Source organism: Nodosilinea sp. E11 (assembly GCF_032813545.1).
Classification (GTDB): Bacteria; Cyanobacteriota; Cyanobacteriia; order Phormidesmidales; family Phormidesmidaceae; genus Nodosilinea.
On sequence record NZ_CP136520.1, the window covers coordinates 2,113,932 to 2,127,229 of the forward strand.

The 13,298-nt window shown below is 57.3% G+C and carries 14 protein-coding genes; 5 read left to right on the plus strand and 9 right to left on the minus strand.

The genetic code is table 11. The annotated features are described in order from the left end of the window. Positions 1–195: 195 nt before the first annotated feature. On the plus strand, positions 196–1,224 hold the full coding sequence (locus tag RRF56_RS11635) for an aromatic ring-hydroxylating dioxygenase subunit alpha (protein ID WP_317037807.1): 1,029 nt from the start codon (positions 196–198) through the stop codon (positions 1,222–1,224). A gap of 79 nt (positions 1,225–1,303) precedes the next feature. Here RRF56_RS11635 and grxD read toward each other — a convergent pair whose 3' ends face one another. The 3 genes from grxD to RRF56_RS11650 form a co-directional block, all read right to left on the minus strand. Beyond that, positions 1,304–1,627 (minus strand): Grx4 family monothiol glutaredoxin, encoded by a 324-nt coding sequence (gene grxD, locus RRF56_RS11640; RefSeq protein ID WP_017298740.1) that lies wholly within the window; start codon positions 1,625–1,627, stop codon positions 1,304–1,306. 50 nt (positions 1,628–1,677) lie between these two features. Continuing rightward, positions 1,678–1,938 (minus strand): BolA family transcriptional regulator, encoded by a 261-nt coding sequence (locus RRF56_RS11645; protein WP_317037808.1) that lies wholly within the window; start codon positions 1,936–1,938, stop codon positions 1,678–1,680. Positions 1,939–2,079: 141 nt separating this feature from the next. Then, entirely contained in the window at positions 2,080–2,664 is a 585-nt protein-coding gene (locus RRF56_RS11650) for a hypothetical protein (protein WP_317037809.1), read from the minus strand. 186 nt (positions 2,665–2,850) lie between these two features. Between RRF56_RS11650 and RRF56_RS11655 the strand changes: the two genes are divergently transcribed. Continuing rightward, positions 2,851–4,962, plus strand: a complete 2,112-nt coding sequence (locus RRF56_RS11655) for a S8 family serine peptidase (protein WP_317037810.1) — start codon at positions 2,851–2,853, stop codon at positions 4,960–4,962. On the opposite strand, the gene RRF56_RS11660 is transcribed toward RRF56_RS11655, so the two are convergent. The 4 genes from RRF56_RS11660 to RRF56_RS11675 all read right to left on the minus strand — a co-directional run bounded on the left by RRF56_RS11660 (position 4,959) and on the right by RRF56_RS11675 (position 9,290). Further along, positions 4,959–5,579: an exopolysaccharide biosynthesis protein gene (locus RRF56_RS11660; protein ID WP_317037811.1), complete on the minus strand. Its 621-nt coding sequence runs from the start codon at positions 5,577–5,579 to the stop codon at positions 4,959–4,961. The two genes, RRF56_RS11655 and RRF56_RS11660, sit on opposite strands and share 4 nt — an antisense overlap. A 179-nt stretch (positions 5,580–5,758) precedes the next feature. Then, positions 5,759–6,610 (minus strand): alpha/beta hydrolase, encoded by an 852-nt coding sequence (locus RRF56_RS11665; RefSeq protein WP_317037812.1) that lies wholly within the window; start codon positions 6,608–6,610, stop codon positions 5,759–5,761. Positions 6,611–6,812: 202 nt separating this feature from the next. Further along, positions 6,813–8,264: an Asp-tRNA(Asn)/Glu-tRNA(Gln) amidotransferase subunit GatA gene (gene gatA / locus RRF56_RS11670; protein WP_317037813.1), complete on the minus strand. Its 1,452-nt coding sequence runs from the start codon at positions 8,262–8,264 to the stop codon at positions 6,813–6,815. A gap of 300 nt (positions 8,265–8,564) precedes the next feature. Beyond that, positions 8,565–9,290, minus strand: coding sequence for a Bax inhibitor-1 family protein (locus RRF56_RS11675; RefSeq protein ID WP_317037814.1), 726 nt, complete (start codon positions 9,288–9,290; stop codon positions 8,565–8,567). Positions 9,291–9,605: 315 nt separating this feature from the next. On the opposite strand from RRF56_RS11675, the gene RRF56_RS11680 reads away from it, so the two are divergent. Beyond that, positions 9,606–10,163 (plus strand): hypothetical protein, encoded by a 558-nt coding sequence (locus tag RRF56_RS11680; RefSeq protein WP_317037815.1) that lies wholly within the window; start codon positions 9,606–9,608, stop codon positions 10,161–10,163. A gap of 58 nt (positions 10,164–10,221) precedes the next feature. Here RRF56_RS11680 and RRF56_RS11685 read toward each other — a convergent pair whose 3' ends face one another. Beyond that, entirely contained in the window at positions 10,222–11,811 is a 1,590-nt protein-coding gene (locus RRF56_RS11685; RefSeq protein ID WP_317037816.1) for a glucose-6-phosphate isomerase, read from the minus strand. A 302-nt stretch (positions 11,812–12,113) separates the two neighbouring features. On the opposite strand from RRF56_RS11685, the gene mscL reads away from it, so the two are divergent. Then, complete coding sequence (gene mscL / locus RRF56_RS11690; protein WP_317037817.1) at positions 12,114–12,536, plus strand: large conductance mechanosensitive channel protein MscL; 423 nt, start codon at positions 12,114–12,116, stop codon at positions 12,534–12,536. Positions 12,537–12,636: 100 nt separating this feature from the next. Beyond that, on the plus strand, positions 12,637–12,843 hold the full coding sequence (locus RRF56_RS11695) for a DUF2949 domain-containing protein (protein WP_317037818.1): 207 nt from the start codon (positions 12,637–12,639) through the stop codon (positions 12,841–12,843). Positions 12,844–12,912: 69 nt separating this feature from the next. Here the strand turns inward: RRF56_RS11695 and RRF56_RS11700 are convergent, their stop codons facing one another. Then, positions 12,913–13,272: a single-stranded DNA-binding protein gene (locus RRF56_RS11700; RefSeq protein ID WP_317037819.1), complete on the minus strand. Its 360-nt coding sequence runs from the start codon at positions 13,270–13,272 to the stop codon at positions 12,913–12,915. Positions 13,273–13,298: the final 26 nt, after the last annotated feature.

The following is a 13,298-nucleotide window of genomic DNA, read 5'->3' on the forward strand; positions in this document are numbered from 1 at the left end:
TCCCCTGGGCGAACCGCCGTAAGGCCTTCCGGCCAGGCTATGCCAACGTCCCTACAGGCTGACCGGTTGGGTATCGGGGGTATGGAATTCGGATGCGGTATGAGACCGCGATCGCGGCTGTAGCCTGTACATCAGACAAGCGGTCAAGGGGTCTGGTAGCTATGACATCACTGTTTTGCACCACCACAGAATGCCATGGCTCACCAACAGGTTTACCCGAGGGGATGTACCTTTGCTGAATCCGACTGGGATGCACTTTATCCCTTTTGGTACCCCGTTGCCTTTAGCCATCAGGTGACCGATCAGCCGATCACGGCGACTCTACTCGACCAGCGACTGGTAATCTGGCGCACTAACGCTGGTCTTTCGGTGGCCAATGATATCTGTTTACACCGGGGTATTCCCCTCAGCATGGGTTGGGTGAAGGGTGACCATCTGGTCTGTAAGTACCACGGCTTTCACTACGCGGCCGATGGCCAGTGCGTCAAGGTGCCCGCTAACCCCGAGGCTACTATCCCTAAAAAGCTCTGTCTCAAAACCTACCCGGTTCAAGAAGCCTACGGCCTAGTATGGACTACTCTGAGTGGCGGCACCCAATGCACGCTGCCCGAGTTCCCCCAGTGGAATGACCCCAACTATCAGCAAATTCTGCCCGATGCCGTCGATATAGAGGCAGCGGCGGGGCGACAAGTCGAAGGATTTTTAGATGTGGCCCACTTTGCCTGGGTGCACACCGCAACCTTTGGCGATATCAACAATCCGGTAGTGCCTCGTTATGAGGTGACCCCCACCGAGCAGGGCTTGCGGGCAGAGTATCTCAGCACCGTGAGCAACTTTCCCAAGGCATTGCAGGATCGGGCACCGGCAGATTTTAAGTGGCTGCGGGTGTTTGATGTATTTTTACCGTTTACGGCTCGGTTGACGGTGCATTTTCCGGGAACAGGGCGGCTGTGTATTCTCAATGCAGCTAGCCCAATCTCTGCCCGCAAGACCCGAATATTTGTACCCATCTGCCGCAACTTTGACCAAGACCAGCCCTTAGAGCCAGTGTATGAGTTTAACTATCAGGTGTTTGCCGAAGACCAGGAAGTGGTCGAAGCTCAGTATCCCGAAGATCTGCCCCTAGACCTGTCAGCAGAATCGCACATTGGGGCCGACAAAACGTCGATCGCCTACCGCCGAGGGCTGCGATCGCTCGGCCTAGGGGCGAATTATACGGCTTAGAGCGGTTTTATATGCCAGGGGTTAGGGCTTATGATGCAGCCTTTAACCTCTAACCCTTGGCATCTTACAGCCCTCATGTCTAGGAGGCCAGCGCAATCTCAACCATTTCTTGCAGCTTGCCGTTTTGGTATAGCTCAATCAAAATGTCAGAGCCGCCAACAAACTCGCCATTGATATAGACCTGGGGAATTGTGGGCCAATTGGAATACTCTTTGATGCCCTGGCGAATATCTGGGTCGGCTAGCACGTCAACGGTTTCAAAGGGTGCGCCCAAGACATTGAGAATTTGCACCACGTTGTTAGAGAAACCGCACTGGGGCATTAACTTGTTGCCCTTCATAAACACCATGATGGTGTTGTTTTGAACCAACTGGTCGAGTCTTTCTTTAGTTGCCGAATCCATAGCGTCGATACCTGTGCAGAACGAAACAAACGGTCAAAGCAGAGTAAGGCTTAAACTGAGGCACTTTGAGCAGCCCAGTCTTCTGGAGTGTATGTCTTCAAGGCTAGCGCATGGATGGCTTCGGAGGACATGGCCTCGCGCACCGCGCCGTAAACCAGCTGATGCTGCTGCACCAGACTGCGCCCACTAAACTCTGATGACACCACTACTACCTGGTAGTGGTCACCGCCACCGGTTAAGTCCTGTACTTGCACGCTGGCATCAGGCAGGCCAGCCTTAATCATGGTGCTAACCTGATCGGGAGTAATCATGGAGTCGTTGCTTTCCACTGGTGAATGGGTTAGAGGGTCGAGTACCCCATGACCATCTTGCCAGGGGTATCCCCCATTTGCCAGGGGCAAGCTATTAAATCTGGCTATGGGTGACCGCGAGGAATAAAGGCTTGACGGGGGTTATTCTCTAGGGGTAGCCGGTTCAACCGGGGTGGTGGCAGCCCGACCACTGTAGGGTTCATCAACAAACCCTAGCTCAAACAGCTGCTGATAGGCCCGCTGCCCCAGATCGCGGGTCGGTTGCTGGCTGCGCAAAATTTCCATTAAGAAGGGAACCGCTTGGTTGGGCTGATTTTGGGCTCGGTAGACGAGAGCCAGTTGGTAGGAGGCCTGATCGCGCAACTGGGCTGTCTCTAGAGCCTTTTCGCGATTGCTGCGATTGATCCGGGTATCAATACCCACAAACATTTGAGCCAGTTCTTGGTAGTAGGTCGAGAGTTGATTGAAGCTCTCTCTCGCCTGAATCAGCTTTTCTTCGGCTAGGGAGTAGTTTTGGTCAGCGATCGCAGCGTTAGCCTCACTCATTAGCTGAGTGCCGCTGGCAATGCTCAGAGCGCTGCTAGCCTGGTTCAACGGTCGCACAGGATCAGCACCATTAGTCTGAGCCAAAGCCGCCCCAGACGCCCCCCCAACTAGGGCCACAGATAGTGCAGCGACGGCCCAACGGCCTAGGGTGTGACGCAAAAAACGAGGGGAAACGGCCATGAATACGTTCTGGGGTGAGGGACAACCGAACTGAAAAACACTGAGGTATCTTATCATCTCGGTATGGCGTAATACGCTCTTTCTGGGCCGGTAGAGCAACTGTCCTAGGGGCATAGGTTTGCGCCATGGCCTTTTGGCAAAGGCTGTTCTGGGAGCAGGCTGTTCCCGCTGTTGGCTATACCACCTATGACTGCATCTTCCGCCGATTCTCGCTGGCCCAGCGGCAGCGGCCCCCGCCACGATTTTCGGGGAGAGATCTTGCAGCGCGGCGGTGAAGAGCTGCTGTTAGAGAAGGTGACCACCCGATTCACCACCCGTTTGGTCAGTCCGACGGCCTTAGAGGCTTTACAACAGCGCCTCAATCCGGTGGCTGTGCGACCCGTAGCTGGCGGGCAATTAATCGAGTGGCAGGTGGCTGAACCTGCCCTAGAATCGTCTTTGGCCCTGGCTCGACAGGATGCGGCAGTGCTGTTTGCAAGCCATGTTTATCGCCTGGCCGATAGTCCGCAAACCTGGGTTTACCTCACCGATCAGCTCACGGTGCAGTTTGCCCCCAATACAGCGGCTCAAACCATGGATGCGATCTTGGCTGAGTTGGGCCTGGTGCCTGAAAAGCCGGTGGCAGGTATTCCGCACACCTTTGTCGCTCGGGTGACGGCGGCGGCGGCCGAAAACCCCATCAAGCTTGCCAACCGGCTGATTGCGCTCGATGCCGTGCTGACGGCAGAGCCTAACCTCGCGATCGAAACCGGCAGTCTCTACCGCCCTACCGACGATCGCTACCCTCAACAATGGCACCTGTTTCACCGGGGTGGCGCCAACCTGGCAGCGGGGTCGCACATTTTTGCAGAGGCCGCCTGGGATGTGACGCGGGGAGCGCGATCGGTGGTGATCGCAGTGAGCGACGACGGCTTTGATTTGAACCATCCCGATCTGCAAGGGGTTGGCAAACTCGTAGGCCCCCTAGATTTGCAAGATAAAGATGCAGTGCCCCTGCCTACCAAGCAGACCGACAACCACGGCACGGCAGTGGCGGGTTTGGCGATCGGCGAGGAAAATACCACGGGTATTGTGGGGGTGGCTCCGGGCTGCGCGTTGATGCCCATTCGCACCACGGGCTTTATCGACGATGGGGCGATCGAGCAGCTGTTTGATGAGGCGGTGCGTCGGGGGGCCGATGTGATTGTCTGTAGCTGGTCGCCCGCAGCCAACTACTTTCCCCTGACGCTGCGGCAGACCAATGCCCTGACGCGGGCCGCCACCCTGGGCCGCAATGGCAAGGGCTGCGTGATTGTGTTCTCGGCTGGTAACGCCAATCGCCCGCTCAGCGGCACTATCAACGAAATGCAGTGGCCTCAAAATGCCCTCAGTGGCCCGACCCGATGGCTGAGTGGGTTTGCGATTCACCCCGACGTGATTGCTGTATCGGCCTCGACGAGTTTGGGGACGAAGGCGGCCTACAGCAACTGGGGCGAACATGTGGCCGTGGCGGCTCCCAGCAATAATGCAGCCCCCAGTATGGCGTTACCCCAGGTCGGCACAGTACAGACGGGGCCACCACTGCGGCAGTATCAGCCGGGGCTGGGCATGGTGACGAGCGATCGCACCCAGGGAGCCGGTTACTCCAACGACGACTACACCAATGCCTTTGGCGGCACCTCTAGTTCTTGTCCGGTGGTGGCAGGAGTGGCGGGGCTGATGCTGTCGGTCAACCCTAATCTGACAGCCCGGCAGGTGCGCGAGATTCTGCAAATCACCGCTGACAAAATTGTCGATCGCAACCCCGATCCTCAGCTGGGTTTGCAGTATGGCACCTACGATGCCAACGGCCACTCTCAATGGTTTGGCTACGGCAAGGTGAATGCAGCGGCGGCGGTGCGCGAAGCCCAGCGGCGGGCCTTTGCGGGGCGACAGCTAGGGCAGGTAGTGCGGCAGCAAACTCAGCCCTCCCTGGCCATTCCCGATCATCAGCCGGGGGGAGTCGAGAGTGGAATGGCGATCGCGGCTACCGGGCCGGTCGTCGACCTCCAGGTAGAGGTCAGCCTTGACCACGAGTTTCTGGGCGATATTAGCCTGACCCTGGTGGCCCCTAGCGGCGCTGCGGTGCTGCTGCAAGGCCGCACCCTGGGGCGTCAACGGGCACTGCGTACTACCTATACCCTACCGACTACCCCAGGGCTCACCCGGCTGATTGGCCAGCCAGCCCAGGGTACTTGGCGGCTGCGGGTAGTCGACAACGCCCCTGGCGCGACGGGGACGCTGCTGACCTGGGGCTTGGTGTTGGGGATCGGTGGCTAGAGACTGCCGCCTCTCAGCAAGCTCAGCCCAGCTTTGACGGCTTCGTAGCCAAACAACAAAATCAGCAGGGTGAGAATGCCGCCGCAGAGGCACAGCACTAGCCCGCCCAAGCTAATGGCACCGTCATCATCGAGCAGGCCAAAGCCGGTCACAAAAATGCCGATCGCAGGCAGAGTATTGGTTAAAGGAATCGGCAACATCATCGAAACCGCCATGGTGGCGATGGCAACGCCGATCACGGTGCGCCCCGGTAGGCTGGTGCAAACTGTGGTCATGCGGGGGCGCGCCACCGCCTCTAAACGTCGCAGCCAGGGGATGCCAGCCCCAATGATTTTTTGCACCGTCGCCAGGTCAAACTGGCGAGTCTTCCAGCCCTCGGGCACCCAGGGACGGGTGCGCCCAGCGATTAGCTGCACGGCCAGCAAAAAGATCACAACGCCAAAGGGTACCGAATAGCCCGGTGCTGGGATAGGTAAGGCGGAGGGCAAGGCCAGCAACACAAAGAGAAAGCCAAAGGTGCGCTCTCCCGCCAGGTCAAGCACCTCTTTAAGGCTGACCTTAGTGGTGGTAACTTCTTCAAAAAAGTAGCGATTTAGTTCTGTAGAAAGGCGGGCCATAGGAGTTTGTATAGGGCGGTGAGTACAGCGTAATAGAACAGCGGGCTTGGATACTAAAAGCGATCGCCCCTAGCTGTGGCGATCGCGCTATCGTGCTCACTTTAGCAAATTCAGACGGTGGCCTAACCCTCTTCAAACTCGGTTTTACGCCAGCTTTGCAGACGCTCACCAGTAGACCATTAGCGCTGAGCCAGCACGTGATCTTGCAAAAACTCCTGTAATCGCTGACTAAACTCATCCCCCGCCCAGGTGGTGAGATCGTTGTGGTCTGCATTGGCCACCAGCCACAGCGATTTTGGCTCTTCACTGGCCTGGTAAAGCATCTCGCCCATGGTGACCGGCACCGAGGCATCAGCGAGACCGTGCAGGTATAGAGTGGGCATTTTTAGCCCTTCGACCTTGGCGATGGAATTAAATCGCTGGGTCAACAACTGCCGCACCGGAAACCAGCGGTTGTACTGCGACAGGGTAGCCATATCGGCCATAGAGGTAAAGGTGCCTTCTACGATGAGCCCCGCTAAATTGGGGATGCGACTAGCGAGGTCAATGCCAATCGCCCCCCCCAGGGAATGGCCGTAGATCACTAAATGCTGAGGGGCAACCCCTTTCTCGCGGTGCAAAAACTGCCAAGCTGACCAAGCATCCTCGTAGAGCTGCTGCTCGCGAGGAAAGGGGCCAGAACTCAACCCGTAGCCCCGATAGTCGATCACCAGGACCGCCGCACCGAGCGATCGCAACGCCATCGCCTTGCCCAGGTTGCTAGAGACATTGCCAGCGTTGCCGTGCAGGTACAAAAACGTCAAATCTGTGTGCTGATCGGCGGGCAGCCACCACCCATGCAGGTGACCGCCCTGCTCTGCATCTATGGGAATACGCACATCCTGGTAGACCAACCCGAAGGCGCTAGGGGTGGTTTCTAAGATAGGGCTGGGCAAGTACATCAGGTTTCGCTGCGCCAGCCACAGCCAGCCGCACAGCGAGATATAAACTATTCCTGCAATGCCCAAAACGCCGAGAACAAGATTGAACATGGGCATGGAGGGAAAGGTGACGAAGGGAAGGTTAGAGTCGTTGGATGAATGGCCAACTGACCAACAGTCTTGAGGATACTGCTCTTTATTATGGGGGATCGGCTCTAGGTCCCCATGCTTCTTTGTGACGATTTTTTCGCTGTGAATATAGGGTGAAGAAATAGGCCCTCGTCGGTGCCCCCTCAACTCTCCTCCGTCAGGTTTAGGCCATCTTTGGCTGACGCTGATACCACTCCGTCGATTGCTCGTAGGCATAGCCCACTTCAAACAGCAAATCTTCTCGCAGAACATTGCCGATCAGCTGTAGGCCAATGGGCAAGCCCTGGTCATCAAAGCCGCAGGGCAGACTGAGCCCTGGCAACCCAGCTAGGTTAACCGGAATGGTCATCAGGTCAGAGAGGTACATGCTGAGCGGGTCATCCACTTTCTCGCCTGCCTTAAAGGCGGTGGTGGGGGCGGTGGGACACACCAGCACATCCACCTGGCCAAAGGCCGCCTCAAAGTCTTGCTTGATCAGGGTACGCACCTTTTGGGCTTTGAGATAGTAGGCATCGTAGTAGCCCGCCGACAGCGCGTAGGTGCCAATCATAATGCGGCGCTTGACCTCAGCGCCAAAGCCCTCGGCACGGGTTTTGGTATACATCGACATCAAGCTGTCGTTGTTGTGGCGGGCACCGTACTTGACTCCGTCGTAGCGGGCCAGGTTGGAGGAGGCCTCCGACGGGGCAATGATGTAGTAGGTGGGCAGCCCGTAGGCAAACCGAGGGCAGGAGATCTCTTGAATCTCGGCACCGAGCTGCTTGAGCTGTTGAATGGCCTGCTCGGTGGCGGCTCTAACGGCAGGGTCAATACCCTCGGCGGCAAAGGTTTCGGTGATGATGCCCACCTTGCGGCCCTTCAGGTCGGTTTTGAGGCTCTGGGTATAGTCGGGAACCGGCACATCTAGGCTGGTGGAGTCGCGTGGGTCGTGGCCCGCAATGCCCTGGAGCAGTAGGGCGGCATCTTCCACCGTCGGGGTCAGGGGGCCGATCTGATCGAGGGAGGAGGCGTAGGCGACGAGGCCAAACCGCGACACTAGGCCGTAGGTGGGCTTTAACCCTACAACACCGCAAAAGGAGGCGGGCTGACGAATAGACCCCCCGGTGTCTGAGCCCAAGGCCACGGCACATTCTCCAGCAGCCACGGCAGCGGCAGACCCGCCAGAGGAACCGCCCGGTACCCGAGTGACATCCCAAGGGTTACCGGTGACCTGGTAGGCAGAGTTTTCGGTAGAGCTGCCCATGGCAAACTCGTCGAGGTTGGTTTTGCCCAGGGCGATCGCCCCCGCCTGCCGCAGTTTGTCCGTCACCGTCGATTCATAGGGGGGCACAAAATTCTCCAGAATCTTGGAACCGCAGGTGGTGCGCACACCCTCAGTACAGAGGTTGTCTTTCAGCGCGATAGGAATGCCGCTGAGCATCCCAATGGTTTCACCAGCGGCGATGCGGGCATCGACCTGGGCGGCCTGGGCCAGAGCCTGATCGCCAGTGACGGTCAGATAGCTGTGAATTTGGGGCTCCAGGGCTGCAATTTGGTCGAGGTAGGCCTGGGTAATCTCCACCGCAGAGCGTTCTTTGCTGACCAACTGTTGATGCAGGGCGCGGATGACAGACATGGGACTCCTTGACAACTAAAACCTGGGTGATCGACGTGCAACAGGCACCAACGTATCAGTATAGGAAGGATGGGGTGCGAAACGTCGTTAAACCTGAGAAACGTTTGAGCGCTCAAACGTTTTCAGGTTTTTGGGGGCAATGTCTAACCAGACGGGCTAATGACAGACGGGGATCGTTGCAAGCAAACATCCTCATGATGTCAGCGATAGCTATAAAAGTCGGTAGCCCCAAACTAAAGGCCCGAAACCAAACGGCTTCGGGCCTTTGCCAACTAGGGAGCGGTTGCCTTGGGGCGATCGCTAATCGCGGTTGATGGCAATCAGCAGCCGCAGAATGAACACAAACAGGTTGATGTAGGTGAGGTACATCGACAGCGCTGCCGATAGGTACTGCTCATCTTTGTAGGTGCGGGGCAGAATGAAGAAATCAACCACCGAAGCGCCGCAAAACACCAGCACGCCCAGACCCGAGATGGCGATGTCGAGAAACTGGGGAACGGGGCCGCCAAACAGGGCAAAGATAAACTGACCAACCACCGCCAGCAGCACGGCTACAATGCCAATGCCGATGGTGCGGGTGAGGGCGAGGCCGTCTTCTTCAGACAGGTTAGAGCCAATTTGCCGAGCGGCGATAAAGACGACTCCGCAGGCTAGCGCTGCCGCCCCGATACCGTTGACGCCTACGCCAGCGGTACCAATTGCCACGGCCAGCAGGCCGCTGAGGGTGTAACCCGTGAGCAGGCTATAGGTAGCCAGCAGGGGCAAAGCCGTGCTGTTGTTGCCCTTAGAGGCGACATTCATGGCCACAAAAAACAGCGCAATCTGAGCGATGAATGCAACCCAGAAGGTGGGCATAAAAATGGCCGGGTTGCTGGCCATGACGCTCAGACCGCCAAAGGAACCCAGGGCAGTCAAAATTAGCCCGCCGCCGACAAAGGGCAGGGCCTTTTTGATCACGTTGGGGCCAACTAGGGTTTGCCCCTTAGCCTTACTGATGGCTTCACGAAAATTACTGGTATTACTCAAAGCCCTATCCTCTACAACAAAATAGATTTGGCAAAATAGATTTAGCTGCCCCGGTCAGGGCGATCGCCTCAGCCAATCAAACGTCAGAGCTAGCTTAGCGGCTAAACCTAGGTAAGCCGTTTTTCCTTACTTAAATTTTAGTCAACTTTAATCAATTGGGTAGCCGTGGCGGGGTGTGGATATCTACCCGCCAGTTGACCAAGGGTCACAGGTCGCTAGGGATGGCGGGCAGGGAAGATTACCATCGAAATAGCCTCGAAATGGCCATTGAAAGGGTGACGGCGAGTTCAATTGTCTAACTTAAGGAGCGTGGGGATGGTGGTTGACGCACCCAGAGAGAAGTCTTGTGGTCAGCAGCGGTCTAATTCCCGCTCTAAAGGGGCATCGCGACGCAGGCTGAGCTTGATCTGGGGAAGCATAGCTCTGGTCTCGCTGCTCTGGCCTGCGATCGCCCTGGCCCAAGACAGCTCCCCTGTGCAGTCAGACCGCGTAATTCGCTCCAACCGACGGATCATTATTCGGCAGTCGCCTCATATCTTGCGCCAGCCACCGATCATCATTTTGCCCTACCCCCGTCCTATCCCCGAAGCCCAGCCGGTGCGGGTCGAGTTCGATGCCCAAGGCACTGAATGGGGGTCTGTCTATCTCGACAACCGCCTAATTTATCGACCCCACAACTTCGATCGCCAAGAAACTCTCTACCTGCCGCCCGGTGGCTACCGCCTCGAAATTACCGGAGTGGTGCGCTCCGATGTCTGGGCCAGTGGATACCTCGACCTGGGCCGCGATAGCTCCCGGCTGGTGGTGATTCGCTTCTCCAAAACCGAAGGGGTAACGGTATCGGGCAGCCCCTACGTGTGGATCCCAGACTAGGGGTTGAAGGTTGACAAGTGGAACCCCTCCGACCTGCCAACCTTCCGACCTGCTAACCCTAAGCTAGAGCTGCAATCTTGATCGCGTCAGGATGACCGGGGTTGCCGTGGATCACTAGACTGCGCTGGTTGGCATGGAGGTGACGGGCGATCGCATAGATAGTCTCGATCTCGTCGGGGGCTCCTGCCTGGACGGCCAGTTCTGCCAGGCTCAGCGGTTCTGCACTGTGGGCTAGCGCCTTGACCACCGCCTGCTGAAGGTCGAGCACCCCAGCGGCAGCCTGCTTGCCCGCCTCAACCCCCGGCTGGTGGTAGGCATTGATATTCACCAGCGAGGCGTAGAAGCCCACCGCCCGCTCATACAGCGCAATCATCGCCCCTACCGTATGGGCATTGACTTCGGGAATGGTCAGGGTAATCGAGCCGCGACTGTTTTCGTACAGAGCTTTGCGGGTGCCTTGCAAAAAGCCAAACAGGTAGTCGCCGCTGGTGGTGCCCGGCTCTAGCTCTACCGACTCGCCTGCGCGGTCTTTGAGCACCTCAATGAAGGTGACAAAGAAGCTGGCCACACCTTCGCGCAACTGCTGCACGTAGGCGTGCTGGTCGGTAGAGCCCTTATTGCCGTAGACAGCAATGCCCTGGTAAACCAGGTTGCCATCGAGGTCTTTTTCTTTGCCCAGCGACTCCATCACCAGCTGTTGCAGGTAGCGGCTAAACAGCAGCAGGCTGTCTTTGTAGGGCAGCACCACCATGTCTTTTTCGCCCTTGCCGTTGCCCGCGTAGTACCAGGCGAGGGCTATCAGAGCAGCGGGGTTGCGGCGCAGGTCGGGCACGCGGGTGGCAGTATCCATTTCGCGTGCGCCGCCGAGAATGGAGCGAATACTGATGTTTTGCAGAGCGGCGGGTAGCAGCCCCACCGCCGACAGCTCAGAGGTGCGCCCGCCCACCCAGTCTCGCATCGGGAAGGTGGTCAGCCAGCCTTCGCTGAGAGCCTGGTTCTCCAGCTTGCTGCCCCGCCCGGTGATCGCAACGGCCTGCTTGGGAAAATTTAGCCCCCGCTGCTCAAACCGAGTGCGAACTTCGACCATACCGTTGCGGGTCTCGGCAGTGCCCCCCGACTTCGAGGTGACAATCACTAGGGTGGTGGGCAGTTTGTCTTCGAGGCGGGCCAGCAGGCGATCGATACCTTCGGGATCGGTGTTGTCAATAAAGTGAATGTCTAGGGGCGGAAAGTCAGGCCCTAGGGCCTGGGCGACAAACTGCGGCCCTAAGGCCGAGCCACCAATGCCAATGGAGAGCACATCGGTGAAGCGCGCTTGGCCAGGGGGGCAAATGCCGCCGGTACGCACCTGGCTAGCAAACTGCTCAATGCTGGTCAGGGTTTCGAGAATGTCTTGCTTGAGTTCTGGGGTGGGGGCGAGGTCGGCATCGCGCAGCCAGTAGTGACCCACCATGCGATCTTCGTCGGGGTTAGCGATCGCCCCGGCCTCCAACGCGGCCATATCAGCAAAGGCTTTCTCAAAGCGGGGCTGCATCTGGGCGACGAAGTCATGGTCAAAGCCCATACGGCTGACATCGAGATAAAAGCTCAGACCTTCGTGGTAGTAGAGCCAGTCTTTGTAGCGTTGCCAGAGGTCAGCTGCGTCCATCCTGTCACTCCTCGGTCTAACCGTGTTCACTAACGTCCTGAGGTGCAGTTTAAGATAGGACGGCGACGACAACAAAAAGGCTAGCTAAACATACCGCTAGTCTGGGGCAAGGAGCGGTAAAGCGATCGCTCCAGATTGCTCAAATCACGGGACCGCGCCTCCGGAATCTCACCTTTAGCGGCGGTTTGATCCGTTAAACTGGCGGCGATCGCAGGTTTTCTAGCTTAAGCTCCACACATAGATTCTTCGGAGACAGTGTACTACTCTATCTCTGTGGGTAAAACGGTTAAGGAGTAAGGGGTATGGCGAATGGTACGGGGAGGCGACGTGGTCGCGTGCGCAGCGTTTGGGATGACTTTAGAGCCTTTGCCCTCAAGGGCAACGTTGTGGAGCTGGCCGTAGCGGTGATCATTGGTGGGGCCTTTGGGGCCATTATCACCTCTTTAGTCGAAGATATCTTGATGCCTGCCATCATTAACCCTCTGCTGGCAGAAGCTGGTACTGACTGGCGTGAAGCCGTTGTCGGGCCAGGCATTCGTTTGGGCAGCTTTTTGGGCACCATCATCGACTTTTTGATTATTGCCTTGGTGCTCTATGTCATTATTCGAGCTTTTGAGCGCCTGAGGCGGAAAGAGGCCGCCGCCGATCCAGAACCCACCATCGAAGAAAAGCTTAACGACACCCTGACTCGGTTGACCGACTACCTAGAAAGCCGTTCTCGGTAGTCACCATTGGACAGATCAGCGGTCTGACCCCGGGCAGAGACAACTTTTAGCCAGAGTCGCTATAGTGAGGGCTAATTATTGGCTTCTGCCTGGTTTTTCTATGGCTTCTCAGCGTCTCACCAAACTCATCGACTTTCTTCAAACCGAGTTAGCGGTCTCATCGGAGGCGATCGCTATGGGTCTGCGCAAAGCGGGGCAGACGACAAACTTATTGCCCATGGCACTGTGGCAGTACGGCTTGGTAACCACTGAACAGCTCAGCCAAATTTTTGATTGGCTTGAGGAGTTTGGCCCCGCTGCCCCCTAAATACGAGGGCAAGTGGTCGAGGCCAAGACTGCGCTTCAAAGTGTTGCGGTAGTTACCAATTGCCTTCAACTAAAATTCGTCGTCGCTATAGCTCATAGTCGATTCGTTATCGCGGCGAGACCCCAACAAATCAAGCCGATCGACCCGCACTACTGGCTTTGAACGGGCTGCTCCCGTAGCGCGATCTTGCCAGTGGTCGAGCTTAAGAGCACCGCTTATACCAATCAAACTACCTTTGCGCACATAGTTAGCGGCGACTTCGGCATTTTTGCCCCAGAGCTCTAGATTAAACCAGTCGGGCTTGTCATCTCGACTGGATCGCCGCCGCACCGCTAGGGTCAAGTTGCACACCACGGTGCCCGACTCAAAATATTTGACCTCTGGGTCAGTGCCGACGCGGCCTACCAGAGTCACCACATTGATCGTCATTAGCTGTACGCCCAACTCTTGCCCCC

Excerpts from the sequence above, each read along its gene's own strand:
- RRF56_RS11650 (WP_317037809.1), bottom strand. The coding sequence starts at position 2,664 with ATGGCCGTTTCCCCTCGTTTTTTGCGTCACACCCTAGGCCGTTGGGCC.
- mscL (WP_317037817.1), top strand. The coding sequence starts at position 12,114 with ATGGCGAATGGTACGGGGAGGCGACGTGGTCGCGTGCGCAGCGTTTGG.
- RRF56_RS11660 (WP_317037811.1), bottom strand. The coding sequence starts at position 5,579 with ATGGCCCGCCTTTCTACAGAACTAAATCGCTACTTTTTTGAAGAAGTT.
- RRF56_RS11655 (WP_317037810.1), top strand. The coding sequence starts at position 2,851 with ATGACTGCATCTTCCGCCGATTCTCGCTGGCCCAGCGGCAGCGGCCCC.
- RRF56_RS11695 (WP_317037818.1), top strand. The coding sequence starts at position 12,637 with ATGGCTTCTCAGCGTCTCACCAAACTCATCGACTTTCTTCAAACCGAG.
- RRF56_RS11665 (WP_317037812.1), bottom strand. The coding sequence starts at position 6,610 with ATGTTCAATCTTGTTCTCGGCGTTTTGGGCATTGCAGGAATAGTTTAT.
- RRF56_RS11680 (WP_317037815.1), top strand. The coding sequence starts at position 9,606 with ATGGTGGTTGACGCACCCAGAGAGAAGTCTTGTGGTCAGCAGCGGTCT.
- RRF56_RS11685 (WP_317037816.1), bottom strand. The coding sequence starts at position 11,811 with ATGGACGCAGCTGACCTCTGGCAACGCTACAAAGACTGGCTCTACTAC.
- RRF56_RS11645 (WP_317037808.1), bottom strand. The coding sequence starts at position 1,938 with ATGATTACTCCCGATCAGGTTAGCACCATGATTAAGGCTGGCCTGCCT.
- RRF56_RS11635 (WP_317037807.1), top strand. The coding sequence starts at position 196 with ATGGCTCACCAACAGGTTTACCCGAGGGGATGTACCTTTGCTGAATCC.
- gatA (WP_317037813.1), bottom strand. The coding sequence starts at position 8,264 with ATGTCTGTCATCCGCGCCCTGCATCAACAGTTGGTCAGCAAAGAACGC.
- grxD (WP_017298740.1), bottom strand. The coding sequence starts at position 1,627 with ATGGATTCGGCAACTAAAGAAAGACTCGACCAGTTGGTTCAAAACAAC.
- RRF56_RS11700 (WP_317037819.1), bottom strand. The coding sequence starts at position 13,272 with ATGACGATCAATGTGGTGACTCTGGTAGGCCGCGTCGGCACTGACCCA.